Raw genomic sequence first — 21,958 nt, forward strand, 5'->3', positions numbered from 1 at the left:
GATGAAAAAAAATCTTTGGATTTTATTTTTTTTAATTGCAACGTTTCCTTTTCGATTAGCAATAGCAGTAGAGCCGGATGAGATTTTAAAGGATAAAGTTCTTGAAGCGCGAGCACGCCATATTTCATCACATTTACGTTGTCCGGTTTGTCAAAATCAATCAATTGATGATTCAGATGCTGCTCTAGCACGTGATTTACGGCTTTTAATTCGGGAAAGGCTAAAAATGGGCTATAGTAATCAGCAAGTCACTGACTTTCTTGTTGAACGATATGGTGAATTTATTCTCTTGAAACCACCATTGAATAAAATAACTTGGTTTTTATGGTTTTCGCCTTTGATCACCATCATCATTGGCACAAATATCATATTTTTCCACTTCAAACGGAATAATCATGAGAAAATAATGAGTTATCTGAATGAAAAAGAACAGTCAAAAATGCCATTGCATTAAAAAAGATGTTACATAAAAGAAAAAATCGGCTCATCTGCAATGAGCATACAGTCTTATTATAATTATATTAGGGGATACTGAAACCTTACAAAACTTTAATAATTTAGACAGAAAACGGTAAGGTCTAGTATTTTATAAGTGATCGCAATTGGAATAAAGGTATAATTGAATAGGAGCATAGAGTAAATGGTTAAAAAGGCTTTCTTTAAAACGTTTGTCGCAGTGAGTTTTTCTGCGATATTGGAAAGTGCACTGTTTTTTAGTGGATGTACATCAAGCTTGTTGATAACAAAGGCTCATGCAAGTTCTGTATTTACTTCGTTAATGCAACAACAGGGATTTGCCGATATTGTTGCTCAAGTGAAACCAGCAGTTGTAGCAGTACAAGTAAAGAGCAATAAAAAGAAAGAAGATAGGTTCTTTAGCAACTTTTTTAGTGGTCCAGGATTTGATCAATTACCAGACCAGCATCCTTTGAAAAGATTTTTTAAAGAGTTTTATGATTTTGATAAACCTAAAAATAAATTTCCCCACCAATCACGGAGACTCCGTCCTATTGCTTTTGGATCGGGTTTTTTTATTTCGTCTGATGGTTACATTGTAACCAATGATCATGTGATTTCTGACGGAACAAGTTATACTGTTGTTCTTGATGATGGTACAGAATTGAACGCAAAGCTTATTGGGAAAGACCCCAAAACCGACCTTGCCGTATTAAAAGTAAGTGATAAAAGAAAATTTTCCTATGTTGATTTTGGTGATGATTCAAAGCTTCGTGTTGGGGATTGGGTTGTTGCCATTGGGAATCCATTTGGCCTTGGTGGAACTGTGACAGCAGGTATTGTTTCTGCACGTGGACGTGATATTGGCACTGGTGTGTATGATGATTTTATTCAGATTGATGCTGCTGTTAATAGAGGAAACTCTGGTGGCCCAACATTTGATCTTAATGGAAAGGTTGTTGGGGTTAATACAGCAATTTTTTCTCCTTCTGGAGGAAATGTTGGGATTGCTTTTGCTATTCCGGCAGCGACTGTAAAACAGGTTGTACAACAACTTATTGAAAAAGGTTCAGTTCAACGTGGTTGGTTAGGTGTTCAGATTCAGCCGGTAACAAAGGAGATTTCCGATTCAATAGGTTTGAAAGAAGCCAAAGGTGCTTTGGTCACTGATCCGTTAAAAGGGCCGGCAGAAAAGGCTGGTATTAAAGCGGGTGATGTAATTATTTCCGTGAATAATGAAAAGGTTGCTGATGCACGTGATCTGGCGAAACGTATTGCAAATATTAAACCAGGAGAAACGGTAACCATAGGGATTTGGAGATCAGGTAAGGAGGAAAGTATCAAGGTTAAACTCGCTTCAATGTCTGAAGATGAAAGTAAGAAAGAGGCTTCAAAACATTCAAATGAACGGGGTGATTTAGATGAAACATTGGAAGATTATGGTCTGATTGTTATACCTTCTGATGATGGTGTAGGGGTTGTGGTAACGGATGTCGATACCGATTCAGATGCTGCAGACAAAGGGATACGCCCTGGTGATATCATTGTGACAGTAAATAATAAACCGGTTAAAAAAGTCTCTGATATTGTTAGCACAATCAAAAATGCTCAGCAGTTAGGACGAAAGGCTATACTCTTACAAGTGCGAACAAATGATCAAAATCGTTTTGTTGCTCTTCCAATTTTGAAAAAATAAGGCTTTAGTTGTAGGACAAATGTTTATTAAATGTTTGTCCTACAACATAATAAAATAATGGAGATACGTTTTATGAAGATACTCGTTATTGAAGATGATCATGAGACGGGGCATTATCTCGAAAAGGCTTTTTTAGAAGTAGGGCATTCTGTTGATGTTGCTTATGATGGGGATACGGGGTACGCTTTAGCGACCACGGAAAATTATGACGTTATGGTTGTTGACCGAATGCTTTTGCATCGTGATGGTCTTTCTATTATTGCTGAATTGCGCGCTAAAGGCAATGAAACACCGGTTCTTATCCTTTCGGCTTTAGGGCAAGTTAATGATCGTGTAACGGGGTTGCGTGCAGGGGGAGATGATTATTTGACAAAGCCTTATGCTTTTTCTGAACTTCTTGCGCGTGTTGAAGTTTTACAACGGCGGAAAAATCCTAAAGAAGCAGAAACTGTGTATTGTGTAGGTAATCTTGAACTTGATCGGTTAGCACATACGGTAAAACGGGGTGATAGAAACATCTTATTGCAACCACGAGAGTTTCGTTTACTCGAATATTTGATGCGCTATGCGGGGCAGGTTGTTACACGCACTATGCTTTTGGAAAATGTTTGGGATTACCACTTTGATCCACAAACGAATGTCATTGATGTCCATATCTCCCGTTTGAGAGCCAAAATTGAAAAAGATTTTGATGTTCCCCTTCTCCATACTGTGCGTGGAGCTGGATATATGCTGAAAGCACCAGATAACAAAGCATGAATCGTTTGATTAATATAATGCGCACGACGGCGCTAAGGCTTTCAGCACTTTACATTTTATTGTTTGGATTGGTGGCAACAGGGCTTTCTATTTATATGACGGCATTTTCTGCTTCATTGTTAACAGAGCAAACTGAACAGGCTTTACATGAAGAATTAAAGTATATTGAAAATGCTTATAATTATGGGGGATTATCCTTATTAATGCGCACTATTGATTATCGTTCAAGACAACCAGGAGCATTTCTTTATCTTGTCACGGATTCTATGGGGCGTATTTTAGCAGGAAATGTAGCACGTATTGAATTAGGTCTTTTGAATCAGAGTGGTTTTATTTCTACCTCTTTTTTGTATTCCCGTTTTGGAGAACATGGCAAAACAAGTGAACATCGCGCTTTGGCGGTTATTGTTGATTTACCTAATGCTATGAAGATTCTTATAGGACGCGATTTGGATGAGCCAGAACGTTTTGCAGTGGTTATTCGTAAAGCTGTGATCATTGCACTTGCTGCAATGGTTGGAGGCGCTTTACTTATATGGTTTTTTGTTGGAAGGAGAGCTTTACAAAGGATTGATCATGTAACAGCTGCATCACAACGCCTGATGGATGGTGATTTTAGTGGGCGTTTACCTGTTTCTGGAGTAGGGGATGAGTTTGATCGATTGTCAACTAATCTTAATGTTATGTTAGACCGCATTGAAGAGTTAAATATTGGTTTACGTCAAGTATCAGATAATATTGCTCATGATCTGAAAACGCCGTTAACGCGTCTTAGAAATCGCGCTGAAGAGGCGCTTTCAGGAAATAAGACAAAGCTTGAATATCGTCAGGTCCTTGATAGGGTTATTGCAGAATCAGATCAACTTATTTGTACGTTCAATGCGATTTTAATGATTTCACGTATTGAGGCCAGCAGTGCAATTGAGCATCTTGAAATGATGAACATGAAACTGATCCTTGAAGATGCTGTTGAGATTTACGAACCTTTTGCTGAAGAGTCAGGTGTTTTACTTCGGTTGGGGAATATATTTGATAAAGAGCTTAAGTTGAATCGTGAGCTTGTTGCACAATCAATTTTTAACCTTATAGATAATGCCATTAAATATGCGTCTAAAGGTGAAAGGAAAGCGGAGGTTTGCTTATCAATGGAATATCGTGATGAACATTTATTAGTTGTTGTGAGCGATAATGGACCAGGAATAGCAGAGGATAAACTTGAAAAAGTGACAGAACGATTTGTTCGTCTTGAAGAAAGCCGCACACAACCTGGGTTTGGGATTGGTTTAAGCATAGCAAAAGCAGTTATGAAGCTTCACGGGGGTGAATTGTTACTTGAAAATGCAAATCCAGGGCTTAGGGCTGTTTTGTTATTTCCTTAAAGATATTTTTCTTCACTTTTCTCTTTTCATACGTAACAACTATTTTAAAAGTATAAAGCAATAGAAAGGAAGGCAAAATGCTTTTCAAGGGAGCGCAGACGAAACAAGCTTTTTTAAAAACACAGCTTCTCCCTTTATACCCTCTCGATAAAAGTGGTTCCCAATGGTTAAAAGACATGGAAGAACAAGCAAGGAAAGAAGGTTTAGAATCGCTTGTTTCCCTTATTTCAGAGAGTGGAACGCAGATTGATTTTATCAGTTCAGTTATGACCTTATCTCCTTTTTTGCGTGAGGTTTTAATTGCCAATCCATCATATCTTAGTGCTTTATTGAATGTTGATATAGAAACAAGGCTGAGCGAAATTATAGATGATATTACGGCTATTGATAAGGATGAAACTATAAATGAAACTTCATTGATGGCTGCTTTAAGGCGCAAAAAACGAGAAGCGCATGTTCTCATTGCTTTAGCTGATTTGAGTGGTGTTTTTACTTACGAAGTTTCATGTGCTTGGTTGACACGTTTGGGTGAAGCCGCATTAAGTGTAGCGCTGCGTTTTCTATTAAGAGAAGCGCATGATCATGGTAAGATCAATTTATTAAGCCGTGAGAATCCAGAAAAAGACTGTGGTTTAATTATTTTAGGGATGGGAAAATTAGGAGCAGGGGAACTTAATTATTCTTCTGATATTGATCTTATTGTTTTCATTGATGAAACATCACCTCATATTGGTAATCTTTCTGAAAGTGTTGACGTATTTTCTAAAATGGTACGCCGATTAATCCGTATCATTCAAGAACGCACTGCGGAAGGATATGTTTTTCGTCTTGATTTTCGTCTTCGTCCAGATCCAGGATCAACCCCTTTGGCCTTACCAGTAAGGACTGCCTTGCGGTATTACGAAGGGCGTGGGCAAAATTGGGAACGAGCAGCCATGATTAAAGCACGTCCAGTTGCTGGCGATAAGAGGGCAGGTTTTAACTTTCTTAAAGAGCTTTTTCCCTATGTGTGGCGGAAATATTTAGATTACGCTGCTATTGCTGATATTCATTCGATCAAACGTCAAATTCATGCGCATAAAAATTACGGTCAAATTGCAGCTTATGGGCATAATATAAAGTTAGGTCGTGGCGGTATTCGTGAGATTGAGTTTTTTGTTCAGACACAACAGCTCATTGCCGGTGGGCGTTTTCCTCAATTACGTGGACGTCAGACAGTGGCAATGTTAGCAGAACTTCACACGCTTGGTTGGATCAGTGAGAAAACCAGAAATAGCCTTATAAAAAGTTATGCTTTTCTTCGAAATGTGGAACATCGTATTCAGATGCTTTTCGATGAACAAACACACCTTCTTCCAAATGATATTGCTCAATTCACAAGTGTTGCCTATTTAATGGGTTATCAAGACAGCAGCAGTTTTATCCGTGATTTATTAAAAACACTTCAGGTTGTTGAAAAACATTATGCAGCACTGTTTGAGAATGAGCAAGAACTTGGTTTAGAAATTGGTAATTTAGTTTTTACAGGTGAAGAAGATGATCCGGAGACATTAATAACGTTAAGCCGTTTAGGCTTTGAAAGAGCAAGTGATATTTGTCGTATTATGCGTACTCTCCATTGTGGTCGTTATAAAGCAACGCAATCAGCCGAAGCACGCGAGAGATTAACGGAATTAACACCAGCTCTTTTGAAAGCTTTTGGTGGGACAAAACGAGCTGATGAGGCGATGTTGCGTTTTGATAGTTTTTTACAGGGCTTACCTTCAGGAATTCAGCTTTTTAGTCTTTTGCAGTCTAATCCCTCTCTTTTGGATATGCTTGTCCTTATTATGGGCGCTGCTCCACGTCTTGCAGAAATTATTACACGCAGATCCCATGTTTTTGATGGAATGTTAGATCCGAATATTCTTTCAGAATTACCAACAAAAACGTATTTAGAAAAACGGCTTGAATATTTTCTTGAAAATATCTTTCCTTATGAGGAAATTCTCGATCATTTAAGAATTTTTGCAGATGAACAACGTTTTTTAATTGGTATTCGAATTTTGAATGGTGCAATTACAGGAGAAAGAGCGGGTTTTGCTTTTACTGCGCTTGCTGATCTTATGATTACAAAAACATTTGCTGCCGTTCAAGAGGAATTTTCTCGTCTTCATGGTAGTGTTAAAGGGGGGCGTGTTGGCATATTGGGTATGGGGAAGCTTGGAAGTCGCGAATTGACGGCAGATTCCGATGTTGACCTCGTTTTGCTTTATGAACACGATGATGATGCAGAAATATCTGATGGAGAAAAGCCTCTTTATATCTCTCAATATTATACGCGTTTAGCACAGCGCCTCATTTCTGCTTTATCCACTCTTACAAGCCAAGGTGTTCTTTATGTCGTTGATTTAAGGTTACGGCCGTTAGGCAATAAAGGACCTGTTGCTGTTTCTTTTCCATTTTTTAAAAAATATTATCGCCAAGAAGCATGGATATGGGAATATCTTGCTTTAACAAGGGCTCGAGGCATTGCAGGAGATCCTGATTTTTTGCAAAAGCTAGAAAATGAAGTGTGTGCAATTATTGCTATTTCTCGTGATAAGAAGGAAGTTGCAAAAGAAGTATGTGAAATGCGTTCCTTGATTGCAAAAGAAAAGCCGCCAAAAAATCAATGGGATTTAAAAACGATGTCTGGTGGCATTATGGATTTGGAGTTTATTGCTCAATTTTCTCTTATTACGCATGTCATTGAGTTTCAAATTGGAGCAACAACAGCTGATATTTTAGATCACTTACCAAACAGTTTTCTTAATCAGTCATGTATTGCTGATTTACATTATGCCTATCGTCTTTATACAAATTTGAGTCAAATTATACGGCTTTGCTTAAATGATTCTCTTGATCCCAATAATATGCCACCTGGATTAAGTGACCTTTTGTTAAATAGTGTTGGGGAACCTGATTTGCTTCGTGTTGAAAAGTTAATTGCAGAAACTGGGCAATTGGTCTGTTCAGTTTTTACAAAAATCATGAAGCATTAAAATAATTCTATAAGAATAATAAAAATTATTAATTCCATTTTTATATATTAATTTTTGTCTTTTATTTCATTACACACTTGAGAGGATTAGAGTGAAGTTCTCTACTGATTTCTCAAGTGTGATGAAAAAAATTCTCTGTTAAATGTGCCATTCTAGGTGTCATTCTTTATACAAAAAGCGGTGAGTGACGAGTTTAGTGAATGATATTCTTTATGAATCTTATCTCCTGTATATGATAAAAGCATATGGGTCATTTATTAAGCAGTGATATATCAGATACATTTATGAATTAAGGGATATTCAACACAAGAATATATGCGAGAGTGTTTTTATCGTACAGATTTATATAAAAACTTATAGAGATTATGTCTCATTACACTAATAATACCAAAATATTAAAATCAATATGATAAAAATCTTTATTGATTACATATCTCATTTTTTCAAAAAATTGACATTATAATTATTTGTATAATTATGGATAATCATGATTAATATGAAGCTATAAAAGATAATATGTAATAATTAATAGAAATATAAATCATATTTAAATTTTTTTATAATATTATTTATTAAAACTAATTTTATTTTTTTATAACTGTGTCATTTTTGCTATAGATTTTTAAGAAAAAATGTGAAACGATTTATTATTATTTATGTATCACATTAGCTTTTAGGGGAGCAATTATGATTACAAAGTATTTAGTCTCAACATCTATCTTTTCTTTAATTTCAATTTCTGTAGTACAGGCGGCGGATGTCATTACTCCTGAGCAGCCTGTTCCTGTTATTGCAGTTCCTGCTTTTTCTTGGACAGGGTTTTATCTTGGAGGACAGATTGGTAGCTTTTCAGGTAAAACAACTGCAAGTTATTTAAAAGATGAGACGGGGATATGGAATCCAATTGGAAAGGAGGATTTACCTAAACTTTCTGGTTTTATAGGGGGAGTTTATGCAGGTTCCAATATTGATATCGATAATGGTTTTATTATAGGTATTGATACGGATATTATGTGGTCTGATAAAAAGAGTACAAAAGATATTAATCGACCAAAAAAAAGTCAAACTGAAGAAGCTTCTTCAGAAGAAACAAATCTAACAAGAGATTCTCATGAGGAGGATTCGGCAATACCTATTGAAGCTGTACGCCATACTTTAAAACAAAAATGGACTGGTGCTACGCGGGTGAAAGTTGGTTTTGCGATTGAGCGTGTGATGCCTTATGTTTCTGGAGGGATTGCTTATACGCAGCTTCAGAATATTTTTGGGCTAGTTGCTGATAGCAACAACAGAGCAGTTAATTTTTCTGATTGGTTGCATGATGAAAAAAAGACCATGATTGGTTATACCCTCGGGGGTGGTGTTGATTTTGCAATGACTGATAATGTTATTGTGCGTGCAGAATACCGTTATTCAGATTTTGGTAAAAAGAAGTTCGTGCATGATAAATTTGAAATGGGCTACAAGACAAACGATTTCCGCGTGGGTGTAGCTTATAAATTTTAATTTTTTGCAGAATTAAAAATTCAAAAGTCTCATTTTCGAATGAGGCTTTTATTGTTTAGATATGTTCTGGAAAAAATCCTTCACTCAAAAGAGCTACTATTTTATTCGAACAATACTTTGATTTGTAAATATAATTTACTTTTTTCATGTTAAGTGAGAGCCCCAAGTATCATAAGATTTTCTCATTTTAAACCTATACCATGTTGAACCAATCAAAACCATGTTTTTTGTACGTCAAAGAAGGGAGAGCTGTGAGATAAAAAACATTAAAGAAAGAATAAAAATGCCTCTTATGAACCATCTCAAGTGCCAAAGGCTGTCGCTAGATTGGGGGGGAAGTGTGAGACTTGATACTAGTTTGTTTTTTCATAAATGTAAAGATGGTGCTACTAAATGGACTTATCATTACATCATTCATAGGTGCCGTGGGGAAATGGATTTGGGTGCTTTAAAAGATGCTTTTTTCACAAACCATGAATTGGCAACTTAATGGCGTTTTGTTTTATTTGAAATACCTTTCATACAATCGACTTTTCTGTTTTTCGTTATCGTAAAATATTTTATTTAATAACAAAAAAATCGCAAAAAATTTCTAAAGTACGTAAAATTACATCCTCAATATAACTCAATAATAATGAAAATTCATATTATAATTTTTATTATTACTAGATATTTTATGTGATGTTATAAATAATAATTTATAGTAATAAAATAATTATAAAGAGTATTATAAAGTAAATTATAGGAAAAATAGATAGAAAATTAGAAATTTATCGAGGCATAAAAAACATTCTTACCTATGCCTGTTATCGAAATAGAATCTATTATTTTTTATAAATCTTGTAAATGTACAATAATAAATGTCGAGTGAAATAGGAGGGAATAATTTCAAATCTATTTACGATAAATCAATCAGCATCGTTTGTTTGTGAATTACAAGTAGGTTGGGTTATTGAAATTATATATTTTAGTTACTATTATGATTTTTTAGTCATTGATTTTCAGGTATAGAAGCTGAATGAACTTCTCTATTATTCTATAAAATACCATCACTGTAGTGATATAAGGATTTTACGCATTAGATGCTTTTGGAGGAGTGTATGATAAAATTCAAGGCATGATTTGTGTGTAGAGCTTTGTGAAGTAAATCACATGCACAATTAGCAGGTGGAATTCGTGCGACAAGAATCTGGATTATTTATAGATCAGGTGTGGTAGAAATTTTCGTCCTTTAGGACGGGAAGGAAGTAGGCCAATGAGTTTGTAAAGCCAGTTATATAAGAGGAGTAGCAGATGGAATTCTCTGAGAGAAATTGGTTTATCGACAGAGAAAGTGAAACTTTGTCTTTTAAGGAGAAAAAGGGAAATAAGGATTATGATTTCCAAAGGGATATGAAATAAAAATATTTTCGTTTTTGGTTGTTTTGGCAACTATGAAGGTGTTTAAAGATTAATTGTTTCAGTACATGCAATCTCGTTTTGGGGGTTGATAATGCTATAACGTTGCAATTGGCAGTGCCATTGATTTTGTAAGCGTTCAATGGAAAATAAATTAAAGCCTGCGGGTGGTTTTTTATCACCAAAAGCTTGTGATGCGGAAGGAACACCAACAATAGGAATTTTTTTAATTGGTCCTTCAATGTAATTCAATGTGGGTAAATGAGTATGTCCGTGAAGAATAAGTTCGCAACCGTGATATTTGATAACGTCTAGAAAACGTTTTATATCTCGTAGTTTTTTATGCCAAGATGTTGCCTTGGGAAAGGGGGGATGGTGAATCATGACGACACGAAAAAGGTTACGCTGTGCTGCTTCCTTTAAAAAGAGCGGTAAAGTTTGCGCTTGCATTTTACCAAAATAACCAGAAGCTTGAAAAGGTGGTGTCGCGATGGCTGAAGAAGTTGCTATGATGGCGACATTTTTGCGAATGCGCATATAAGGAAAAAGAAAGGCGCTTTTTTGAGGGACATCACCTGTGATCCAAGGTTTAAAAAGAGTACATGCTTTTTGGAAAGCACCGCGGACATAGGCGTCATGATTTCCAAATGTCAAGGAAATATCTTGAGGTTGTCCTAAGTTAAGTAGCCAACGATGTGCTTGTTCAAATTCCTTATCTAGAGCAAGATTCACAAGATCACCAGAGATCACAAGATGATCAGGTTTTTTTTTGTTTAAGGCATCTATTAAAGTTTCTAGGACATTTGTTACCATTTGACTCTTACGTTTTCTTTGCCAATTCAGATAACCGGTAAGACGCTTTCCAGAAAGTTCAAAAAGGGAAGGTTGCGGGAGAGGGGAAAGATGTACATCCGATATATGGGCAAGATAAAACATAAAAGCTCGTAGAGTATTAAAAATGATTTAGAGAATAAGCATAAGATAAGTTGATACTTAAAGGCAAGAAGGATTGTAAAATGAAAAATAGCTTGTTGAAAATATGAGAAAATTCTTTGAAGAATTAACGCTGTATTGTATTTTTTATGAAAAGAACAACATAATACAACATATCATTCTTGGCAATCGATATGTCTTTTGTATGATGGGATAGACTTTAAAATGATGGTCATAAAGTTTTAAGACTTTTAAATAGCTTTTATACGACTACACATTATCATAAAAAATCTAATTATTCAGTATAAAATGCAAAAGAATGTATTGTATTTATCAGGAATTTTTACGGTTTTGGGCTGCCATGTATTGCTTTTAATGGGAGATTTTTTCATGCAAAACAGAACGATTCAAGAAGAATATCCCAAATAAAATATCATTGTGTTGTACATTCATATATTTGTTTTGAAGAGATATTTCCCAGTGCGCTTGATTCCATTTCACGAAAGTTCTCAATACTATGAAAAGCCCCGTTTATAAGGCTTATTATGCGCCACCATTTTACATTTATACAAGGTGCAAAGTAAAACCATCATACTATTCTCCTCCCAATTTTGTGAAAATCCTTGCTTTAAGAGGATTCATAAGAGGTACTTTACTCTTTTCTTCAATGGTTTTTATTCATACAGACCTCTTTTAATAATGTGCAAGCGAGTGATTTTAATTAATTTAATATAGAAAGTATTACAAAAAAGAAAAATCCTACAGGGAATAATGACTCAATATGACTATAATGATAAATTATCATTATAGATCAATGTTTTTATCTAATTGTAAAAGACAAGAAAATACACAAAAAATAAGCTAAATTTTAAAATTATCATACGAAATTTCAGATTTTTCAACGGCTTTCACGATACCACATGCTGCTCAACAGTAAAAGGCAAGAAAGCAGCGCCAAGAAACCAGAAAATATCGAAAAATAAAAGGTATTAATTAAACGGGTTTCTGTCGCTTCTTTCAGAACAATTGAATGCGCTGGGGAAGAAGACGGGTTTATTTTTGATTGAATCAGCTTGAATGGAGGAAGATGAATGTTTTCTTTTCCCTCAGGATGTAACCGTCCGATATAACCACCGGTGTGTTTAATAATGGGGGCTAGTTTTTCTTGTGTTGAAATTAAGTCAAACAATTCAAGATTATCGAGCATCCCTACAGAAGAAAGTATTGTTAAATCGCCATTTTTAATGGTAAAAATTCCTGTTTCATCAGTGGTCCCAGTTGCGCTGAAGAGACCTTCTTGCTCTTTGGTGAGAGTGATATGTTCTTTTTTTCCAGAGGGAAAGGTTATTTCAGCGGGTTCTGGATGGTCTTTTAAAGTTTGGCGGCGAATTGTTAAATGATGACGGCTGCTAGTTGCACTTAATTTTTCTTCCTCAAGCTCTGGTTCTTTCATGAGCCAATGGGCAATACGACGATAAAGAGCTGCATAAGGACCGCCGCCTTCGAAACCTCGTGCCCAAAGCCAACTTTCATCGGAGAGCAACATGCCTACACGTCCTTTATCAACATGCGCGAGAAGTAAAAGTGGTTGTTCATCGGCTCCTTTCATGAGGGCGATTCCGTTATTTATGTTTTGAATAGCAATTTGTCGCAACCATTGCCCCCATTGAGAAGCTGGAAGGTTAAGTGTTGCAAGGCCCCTTGTGACAGGATGGCGTTCACCTTCTTTGGTTAATGTGGGGCGAAAAGGCTTTTCAATAATAGTTCCATTGGGCAATGCCGGTAGAATGCTTATTAAAGGTGTTTTCGCAAGTGAGTTGTTTTTTGTAAATTCAGGTCCTGTTACCATCAGCAATGCACCCCCCTTTTGTACATATTGGGCGATATAATCATAATAGATTAAGGGTAGAGCAGCAGAGTGCTGGTAGCCATCAAGGATGATGAGATCAAAGTTATTAATCTCTTCAACAAAGAGTTTTCTTGTCGGAAAGACCACTAAGGATAATTGGCTTAAGGGCGTATTATCTGCTTTGGTGGGAGGACGTAAAATAGTAAAGTGAACAAGATCAATATTGGAGTCACCTTTCAAAAGGTCTCGCCATGTCCGTTCTCCATTATAAGGAGCACCTGAAATAAGAAGAACGCGTAAATTTTCTCTGATTCCTTCAATGATTGTTATGGCGCGGTTGTTTTCAAAGCTTAGTTCACCTTTGTGTGGATCGGTTATCACTTGGATAATATTTTTTTCAGCATGAGGAAGGGTAATTTCAGTTTGAAAAATCACGCCCGGAGTTACAGAATAATGGCCAATGTCTTGTCCATTGACGCTTAGTGTAATATTTGCTTTCTGTGGTATTGTTTTTTTGGCGGGGCCTTTATCTTCTACCAAAATGGAGAGCGTTTGTGGTTTGTTGACAAGGGCAAAGCGTGGAGGAGAAATAAACTTGATTTGGCGATCAAATTCATCTGAGTGTCCTGTAATCAGAGCATTGAGAGGTGCTTTATGATGAAGGTCTGATAGGTCAGGGATGTCATGTACTTGTCCATCGGTGATAAAAATGGTTCCTGCATAACGAGAGGGCGGCACATCAGATACTGCTTGTGTTAAAGCATCAAACAAATTCGTTGAGGGCGCATACTGATTATCAGCAAGTTTTCCAGCTTCAATAAAGCGTGGTTCAAATTGTGGATAATGCGCCAATGCTTGCGTTAATTGCGCGCGCGCTTCATCACTATCGTTTGTACGTGTTCCAAATGTTTGGCTTTTGCTACGGTCAATGACAATACCTACTGTGCTTTTCAGTGGTTCGCGCTGTTCTTTTATGATCATTGGATTGAGCAAAGCAAGGATGAGGGCGCTTAATGCCATCAGACGAAATAAAGAACCTTGACGTTGCGTAACAAGACCAACAACGACAAAAAGCATCGATATTCCACTTAAGAACAGAATCCAAATGAGTGGTAAAAAAGGCTGAAAAGTGAAAAATGATATCATTGCCTTCTTTCTCTTTTAAAGCGTTCCAAGAGTGCTGGAACATGAACTTGGTCCGCTTTATAGTTTCCTGTAAGAACATAAAGGACAATATTTAAACCTGCACGAAATGCCCATAGACGTTGCATTGGATCATTGGGAACAAGGGGATATTTCCATGTCCCTTTTTCATCGAGTGCCCAAGCACCGGCAAAGTTATTGGCGGTGATGAGAAGAGAACTTACATTATCACCGCTAGCAAGAGAATTTTTATTTTTTTTGTTTGTTGATGAGGATTCAATCCATAAAGGTGAACCACGGTAGAGACCAGGAAAATCTGGCATAATATAAAAAGAACGTGCAACAACATGATCCGTTGATGCTGGCTCAATGGATGGAATATTTAACTCTTTTAAGATATCTCGTAATCGTTGCGTTTCTGGAGTGGCATCTCCTTCAAGATTAAGATTACTCTTTATCTGATCGCGTGTGTCAAATAAAATTGTTCCCCCATGTTTCATAAAGTTATTTATTTTTTCAAGACTTTTGGGGGTAGGTATAGGACTCTTAACATCAATTGGCCAGTAAATAAGAGGATAAAAAGAGAGTTCATCTTTATCGAGATCAAGTGCTGTAACAGAGCCTGGGGTAAGCATTGTGCGCTCTGCAATAAATTGACTTAACGCTTCTAGACCACGTTTACTCGTTGTATCAATCTCATGATTATTGGTTATAACATAAGCAAGATGTGTTGCACCAGCAGCTTGTACACTATCATGATGATTTTCTTTCGTTTGTGCATAAAGAGTTGGATCATATGAAAACAAGGCAATAAGACTTATAAAAGGGAGGAGAAACATATTACGCCGTTTCATGAAAGAAAAAATATCTCCCATCCATAAAATGAGAAAATTGTCAAAGGCGAATAATAAGATGGCTAATCCTAAAAGTGGACCGATAAGATTTTTTTCTTTTGTATCGTAAGATAAAGGGCTTTTATTAAGAGAAGTTGGCAATGATGATTGTTTCATCAAGTGCGACGAATGAGTTAAGAGATTGAGTGCATAAAAATCGCTTTTGACACCATAAAGTCCTGGGGGAGTATTATAGGAAGGATGGGGTGGATTTTGAGAGTCAAAGACCAGTGGAACAACATGAGAGGGCGGTACTTGTAATTGTCCGTCAGCGGTTATGGTTCGCCACGGGTTTTGTACCATTGTTCTTTTTTCTCTGTGTGTTAGGTTTGTGTTTTCGTTAGACCCTAATGTGATTAGTTTTTGCAACATTTGTGCAAAAAAGCCAGAAAGAGGAAGATTAGACCATGTGGGGTCAGGAGCAACATGAATGAGAATGAGGGTTCCTTTACCACGTTTTGCTGCGGTAATAAGAGGGGTTCCATCCGAAAGGCTAAGCCACGTTTTTTCAAAAAGATCTGGGGTTGGTTCTGCGAGGATTTGGCGCGAGACAGTGACATCTTCTGGAAAAGGAAGATCAAAGAAAAAGCTATTTTTTGCAAAAGGGGCAAGCTTTTGTGGTTTCGTCCAAGACATAATACTTCCAAGGAAACGTTGCCCCTGACGTAGCGGTATCGGAAGGAGATTATCATAATGTTCTGCACTACTGAGTTTTTCTCCTGCAAAGCGGATGAGTGTTCCCCCTTTATTCACAAAATCAGAAAGTTTTTCTTCTGCTTTTTCAGGCATGTTAACCATGTCGCTCATAATGAAAACAGATGGATTTTGTTTAAGCAAATAATCAATATCCGTTGAAAGCTCTCTTCCACCGGCGGTTATAAGCTGTGTATATTCCTGTAATGCTTTGATAATGTAATAAAATGGAGAAAGTAAAGGCTGTGCCATTTCATTGGTATCGGGTGATAGAAGAGCAACACGGCTTATCTTGTTATGGCTGTCTACCAAGAAAGTTGCAGCAGCATGGTTTTGATTATTCATTTTTATCCAAGCGATATCATTGCGTAGTTCAAGTGGTACATCAAAAGGAACAAGAGCTGTTGTTTCTCCTTCAGAGAAATTTTTCGTAAATTGACCGAGAAGTTGATTGTTTGAATCGTAGAGGTTGAGTGTAGCGGAAGTTTTGCCGTGTGTTGTTGAGCGGATAATACGCGCGACCATGCTTCCATCGTTATTTTCTACGGATGTTATGCCGATTAAATCGGAGATATCATCCAAATACCATAAGAGTTTTTCAGGTTTTAATTCTTCAAGCAAAGCAAAAGCCTGCTCATCTTCATTTGTTTGTAATCCATCACTTAAATAAGCAACATCAAGAGGTTTTCCTTTGGTTATTTTTCTGAGTTTTTTCAGTGCGTGCACACGGTTGACAGGCCAAGGACGCGGTTGCAAATGCATTAAATGCTGTTTTATAATCTTGGCGGGTTGCGGCTCTATATTGGAGATATCATTTTCAGCCGTTGCAATAAGATAAATATTTTTTTGCTGTTTTTCTGCCTGAGCAAGGAGCATTTCAGCGATAGAGATGCGCTTTTTCCATTCTTTTACAGAAGCCCAACCATTATCAATAATGAGTGCAAGGGGTTGAGATCCGAAAAAGCTGATTGGTTTTTGATCCCACGTGGGGCGTGCTAACGCTATGATAACAAGTGCCGCTATGGTTAAACGCAACAAGAGCAACCACCAAGGTGTATGTTTTGCTGTTTCCTGCTGATGAGTTGGTTTGGGTAAGAAGCGTAACGGAGGAAAAAGCTCTTTACGCGGAGATGGAGGAGTTATCCGCAACAGCCACCAAATGACCGGTAGGAACAAAAGCCCTAGTAACAGAAAGGGAGCAGCAAAACTCAAAGGGTCCTCCTTTTTTGCAATGGAGAGTCGCCCATTGTATTTGCAAGATGAAAAATGGTCTCTGTTAAAGGTTGATCCGTTTTACTAACGTGATAAGACCATCCTTGACGTGCGCAAAAATTTGCCAACTCTTGTCGCCTTGCGTGATATAGTTTACAATAGCTCTTACGAAGATCTTCTGCTTTTGTGGAAACATGTTTCTCTTTCGTTTCAGGATCAAAAAATTCTGTGTGACCTGCGTAGGGAAAGCTTTCTTCTGCGGGATCAGAAATTTCAATTAAATGAGCTGTCACCTGTTTTGTAGTTAAAACGGTTAAATGTTGGATGATTTTTTCAGGATAGTCGAGAAAATCACTCATTATAACGACATGTGAAAAGCGTGTAATCGTTGAAAAATCCGGAAATGAATTTTCATCTGAATGATTTTCTAAAGCAAAGGCTATTCGCTCTACGACATTGGATGTCATTGTGGGGGACATTAAGTTTGGAATAGCAATATGTTCGCCACTGCGAGCAAGAAGTGATGCTAGGGTAAGGGTAAGAATAATGGCATGATTACCTTTAGAGATTTTAGAAAAGCGCGAACAGTAATGCATTGATGCGCTCTGATCAGGACAGAGCCAAACGGTTTGTGTCATTTGCCATTCGTGTTCGCGGAGATATGTATTTTCATCACGCGCTGAGCGCCGCCAATCAATGCGGGTAATAGATTCTCCTTCAACATAGGGACGAAATTGCCAAAAGTTTCCCCCATTACCGCGTTTGCGTTGTCCATGCCATCCGGTTATCAGTGTATTAGCGATATGACGTGCTTGTAAAAGGAAATATGGCATTTTGCCAGTATCCTTATGCAGTTCATTTGCCAGCGACAATGGAGGCTTTTGTAAAACTTTTTTGCCAATAGCCATTCAAAGAGCATCTTTCACAAGGTTATTGATAATATCTTTTACAGTTACATCTTCAGCACGGGCAGAAAAATTAAGAGCCATGCGGTGTTGTAATACGGGATAGGCCAATGATTCAACATCATCAAGTGAGGGGGCTAAGCGTCCATAATAAAGAGCACGGGCGCGAACACAAAGTGAAAGGGCTTGTGATGCCCGTGGACCAGGTCCCCAAGAAACATAAGTATTAGCAAGGCTATTGTCTTTATGAGGGCGAGTTGAGCGGACAATTTTTAAAATAGCTTCGATCACATTTTCTGAAAGAGGCATTTTGCGAACGATATTTTGAATTTTTTGCAATTTTTTGGCGGACAAAATTGGTTTTGCATTTGATTTCTTTTCTTTTGTTGTTTCTAAAATGATCCGTCGCTCTGTTGTGAGGTCAGGATAGTCAATATCGATTTGCATCAAAAAGCGATCCAGTTGTGCTTCAGGAAGTGGATAGGTCCCTTCTTGTTCGAGAGGATTTTGCGTTGCAAGAACATGAAAAGGTTGTGGCAAATCATAACGGTTACCTGCAACAGTAACATGATATTCTTGCATAGCTTGTAAAAGGGCTGACTGTGTCCGTGGAGAAGCACGATTGATTTCATCGGCCATGAGAAGTTGCGTGAAAATAGGACCTTGAATGTATCGAAAAGAACGTTTACCGTCTTTATCGGAATCCATAATTTCAGAACCAATAATATCCGATGGCATTAAGTCAGGAGTAAATTGGATGCGTTTTTCATCAAGTCCTAAGACTGTTCCCAATGTTTCAACAAGACGTGTTTTTGCAAGTCCTGGAGCACCGACAAGAAGGGCGTGACCACCAGCAAAAATAGCGATTAAAGCATATTCGATTACCTGACTTTGCCCAAAAATAACTTTGTCAATTTCTTGTTGTAAAATATCCAATTCTTTGTGTGCCGTATCAATATCATCAATAATGACTTGAGCATCATGATTGATATTGACCTTTTTTACAGAATTGGATGATGGATCATGTTGACTCATATTTCTTCCTTAAGGCGTTTGTCGCAAAAATGGTAATTTTCTCTGCATGATAATGGATATCTTATTGTTTGTAACAGAAAATGAGAAGAAATGAAGTATCATATGCCATTTTTTTCATATTCGTATACAAGAAGAGAAAAGTTTTTTTGGAAGGAATAGACGTGTTTTATAAGGGATGTCTTAAAAATTTTGTTGTATGAAGAGAGATCTTTAAAGCAATGAAGACAACTTTTTTGAAAGGTTAAAGGGTGAATATAAGACAGGATTTCAAACAGGTTGCGTGGTTACAACAAAAGGATATCCAAACACTTCTTCGTGTTTTGTCTTTGGAGGGAGAAGAGGCGCGTATCGTAGGGGGAGCAGTGCGCAATCAACTGCTAGGGCAGCCTATTAGTGATATTGATATTGCAACAACCTGTTTGCCGCAACAGGTTATTGCACGTGTAGAAGAAGCAGGATTTAAAGCTATTCCTACAGGGATTGCTTTTGGTACAATAACAGTAGTTGCTCATTCATGTTCTTATGAGGTTACAACGCTTCGCTGCGATATTGAAACAGATGGTCGTCATGCAAAAGTGGCATTTGGTCGTGATTGGAAAAAAGATGCTGAACGGCGGGATTTTACGATAAATGCGCTTTATTGTGATGCTGCTGGCAATCTTTATGATGATGTGGGAGGTTTGAGTGATATTGCTAGCCGAACAGTTCGTTTTATTGGGATTGCAGAAGATCGTATTTGCGAAGATTATTTGCGTATTTTACGTTTTTTTCGCTTTTTTGCATGGTATGGAGCAGGGCGACCTGATGTACAAGGATTGAAGGCATGTGTTAGTTTAAAACACGGTTTAAAAAAACTTTCTTCTGAACGTATTTGGGCAGAAATGAAAAAGCTTCTTGCGGCGTTTGATCCAACGCGTGCTCTTTTATGGATGCGACAAAGCAGAATTTTGGCACTCATTTTTCCTGAAACAGAACGATGGGGTATTGATGCAATTCACGCATTGGTGAAGACAGAACAGGCTCTTGGTTGGAAAGTTGATCCATTGTTACGGCTAGAAAGCCTTCTTCCTCCTGACCCCATACGTCTTCATGAAATGGCACAGCGCTTGCATTTTTCCCATAAAGAAACAACACGATTAAAAGAATGGGCAGAGTTAGAAATAATAAACCAAAACTGTTCTGATCATTTTGTGCAAAAACTGATTTATTTTCATGGACGACAGCCAGTTTTAGATCAATTATCGTTGTCTGTCGCTGCATCACATCTCGATAACCTGGAAAAAAGTGATGCTTTGCAAAAAGCAGAGGATTATGTCAAGCTTTATCAGCTTGCCAAAAAATGGCAGATTCCAACTTTTCCCATTAATGGTAACGATTTAATAAAGAAAGGTTTTGCTAAAGGTGTGCTTTTAGGAAAAAAGCTTAAAGAGTTAGAAATGATATGGGTCGAAAGCGGATTTTTAATGGATCGTCATGCATTATTAGAAAAAATTGAATTATTATAATAATAATTCATTATTCGTCATGTGAAACAAGAGCTCCGAATATTGTAAGGTTATTTCAAACCTGTTCATATTACATAAATCCAAATTATAGCCTTACACGTTACAAGTGGGGAAGCCGTGTGAGGAAAAATGATTATAGAGAGAAAAAATGTCTTTTATGAACCATCTCCAAGATAAGGATTCTCGAAAGTGAAAACGAATAAAGAGAATAATGATAGCGGTTTGCACTTTGTATGAGCATAAAGAGGGGGATGTCCAATGGATTTTTACTATGAGGAGTACTTAATTATTCATAGGTGGTGATGTGAAATGGATGTGATGGGCATTAAGAAATGTTTATTTTATCAGCACCTGATTGTTGGAAAATGATAAGTGTTATACGCTCTAACTATTCTTTATATGTTGTATATTGTTTTTCGTGATAATTTATGAGTTTTTATAGGCATTCTGTAAGTTATTCCAAAAGTATTATTGAACTTTATGCGCTTTTAATTACTCATTATATTCTATAAAAAAGATTTTTTTAATTATTTAAAACCATATTTCATGCATTTTTATTGTTTTATTAATTATTTTAATGGAATTGTTGTGTTTTTATAGATTACAGTTTCTTTCATGATAACCAATTTGGCGTAATGCTTCTCCCGTTGTTATGGCTACGCACATGGCGAGATTTAGAGAGCGTGCCTGTGGTTGCATGGGAATTTTCAATGTGTAATCGGCAGCTTCATGAACATAATCGGGAACCCCAGCTGTTTCACGACCAAAAAGTAAAACATCATTTTTTTGATAGCATATCTGCGTATAGCATGTTTTTGCTTTTGTACTTAAAAGCAACAGACGGCGGTTAAAGTGTTTCATGGAGCTTATAAAATGTTGCCAATCAATGTGTCGTTCTAAGGAAGCATATTCGAGATAATCCAATCCTGCGCGTTTGAGATTACGATCCGACAGATTAAAGCCTGCGGGTTCAATAATGTGCACATGTAAACCAAAACAAGCGCTAAGACGTAAAATCGTTCCAGTATTACCAGCAATATCAGGTTGGAAAAGAGCTATATGAAGTGTCATGTTCTCTGTAATATGATTTTTCTTTCGACTTTGTAAAGAAGCGTTACAATTTATTCGAAAAATATGCTTTGAGAAATACATGTTTTTTTACGTTTAATTTTTATTCACTTCAAATTTCAGGGAAAAATTTATGTACACAGGTTTGTTTGGGATAAGAGAGAATCTCCCTATTAGGAACTTCCTTTATATTGAGCGATACATAAAATGGATTGGCTCATTATGTTGAAAAGTGGGATATTTAATGAGGTTAGATCATCCATTTTAATGAAAATCAACAAAATATGCTTTTTATGCAAAAGCAGAAGCGGAAAAAATACTCATTCAACCAGTTGGAATTGAGGGAGGGAGAGATGCTGTAAATGTGTTAAAGAAATAACCGATAAGCTCAACTTATTTACTGAGATCTGGTCATAATAAGACTATGTTTCTTTCTTTAGGAGTGTTTATTTACACGCTATTTCCGTTTTTTACAGGCGGGGGAGTAATTTTGATTGATTAATAT

The 21,958-nt window shown here is 36.9% G+C and carries 13 protein-coding genes; 7 read left to right on the plus strand and 6 right to left on the minus strand.

The window, feature by feature from the left end; translation table 11 throughout:
* Nucleotide 1: 1 nt before the first annotated feature.
* From U736_RS0103480 to U736_RS0103505, 6 genes are all read left to right on the plus strand, one after another.
* A complete protein-coding gene (locus U736_RS0103480; protein WP_012754866.1) occupies nucleotides 2-454 on the plus strand; it encodes a cytochrome c-type biogenesis protein in 453 nt (150 codons plus the stop codon).
* Nucleotides 455-640: 186 nt separating this feature from the next.
* Nucleotides 641-2,152: a Do family serine endopeptidase gene (locus U736_RS0103485; protein WP_012754867.1), complete on the plus strand. Its 1,512-nt coding sequence runs from the start codon at nucleotides 641-643 to the stop codon at nucleotides 2,150-2,152.
* 72 nt (nucleotides 2,153-2,224) lie between these two features.
* Nucleotides 2,225-2,911 (plus strand): response regulator transcription factor, encoded by a 687-nt coding sequence (locus U736_RS0103490; RefSeq protein WP_012754868.1) that lies wholly within the window; start codon nucleotides 2,225-2,227, stop codon nucleotides 2,909-2,911.
* Nucleotides 2,908-4,290, plus strand: coding sequence for a sensor histidine kinase (locus U736_RS0103495; protein WP_012754869.1), 1,383 nt, complete (start codon nucleotides 2,908-2,910; stop codon nucleotides 4,288-4,290). The genes U736_RS0103490 and U736_RS0103495 overlap by 4 nt, the downstream gene beginning before the upstream one ends.
* 77 nt (nucleotides 4,291-4,367) lie before the next feature.
* Nucleotides 4,368-7,313 carry a bifunctional [glutamine synthetase] adenylyltransferase/[glutamine synthetase]-adenylyl-L-tyrosine phosphorylase gene (locus U736_RS0103500; protein WP_012754870.1) on the plus strand — a complete coding sequence of 982 codons (2,946 nt, stop codon included), beginning with the start codon at nucleotides 4,368-4,370 and terminating at the stop codon, nucleotides 7,311-7,313.
* A gap of 687 nt (nucleotides 7,314-8,000) precedes the next feature.
* Nucleotides 8,001-8,819, plus strand: a complete 819-nt coding sequence (locus U736_RS0103505) for an outer membrane protein (RefSeq protein ID WP_026500304.1) — start codon at nucleotides 8,001-8,003, stop codon at nucleotides 8,817-8,819.
* Nucleotides 8,820-10,262: 1,443 nt separating this feature from the next.
* Here the strand turns inward: U736_RS0103505 and U736_RS0103520 are convergent.
* From U736_RS0103520 to U736_RS0103540, 5 genes are all read right to left on the minus strand, one after another.
* Nucleotides 10,263-11,153, minus strand: a complete 891-nt coding sequence (locus tag U736_RS0103520) for a metallophosphoesterase family protein (RefSeq protein WP_012754872.1) — start codon at nucleotides 11,151-11,153, stop codon at nucleotides 10,263-10,265.
* A gap of 895 nt (nucleotides 11,154-12,048) precedes the next feature.
* Nucleotides 12,049-14,145 (minus strand): glutamine amidotransferase, encoded by a 2,097-nt coding sequence (locus U736_RS0103525; RefSeq protein WP_012754873.1) that lies wholly within the window; start codon nucleotides 14,143-14,145, stop codon nucleotides 12,049-12,051.
* Nucleotides 14,142-16,940, minus strand: a complete 2,799-nt coding sequence (locus U736_RS0103530) for a DUF4159 domain-containing protein (protein WP_012754874.1) — start codon at nucleotides 16,938-16,940, stop codon at nucleotides 14,142-14,144. Before U736_RS0103530 ends, U736_RS0103525 begins: the two co-directional genes overlap by 4 nt.
* Complete coding sequence (locus U736_RS0103535; protein ID WP_026500305.1) at nucleotides 16,937-17,848, minus strand: DUF58 domain-containing protein; 912 nt, start codon at nucleotides 17,846-17,848, stop codon at nucleotides 16,937-16,939. Before U736_RS0103535 ends, U736_RS0103530 begins: the two co-directional genes overlap by 4 nt.
* The gene (locus U736_RS0103540; RefSeq protein ID WP_012754876.1) at nucleotides 17,849-18,880 is read right to left on the minus strand and encodes an AAA family ATPase; all 1,032 of its coding nucleotides are present in this window, start codon (nucleotides 18,878-18,880) and stop codon (nucleotides 17,849-17,851) included.
* 248 nt (nucleotides 18,881-19,128) lie between these two features.
* Here U736_RS0103540 and U736_RS0103545 point away from each other — a divergent pair, with 248 nt between their 5' ends.
* A complete protein-coding gene (locus U736_RS0103545; protein WP_012754877.1) occupies nucleotides 19,129-20,385 on the plus strand; it encodes a CCA tRNA nucleotidyltransferase in 1,257 nt (418 codons plus the stop codon).
* A 594-nt stretch (nucleotides 20,386-20,979) separates the two neighbouring features.
* Here the strand turns inward: U736_RS0103545 and U736_RS0103550 are convergent.
* Entirely contained in the window at nucleotides 20,980-21,456 is a 477-nt protein-coding gene (locus tag U736_RS0103550; protein WP_012754878.1) for a tRNA (cytidine(34)-2'-O)-methyltransferase, read from the minus strand.
* Nucleotides 21,457-21,958 lie beyond the last annotated feature (502 nt).

It is taken from the genome of Bartonella grahamii ATCC 700132 (assembly GCF_000518085.1).
GTDB classification, from domain to species: Bacteria; Pseudomonadota; Alphaproteobacteria; order Rhizobiales; family Rhizobiaceae; genus Bartonella; species Bartonella grahamii.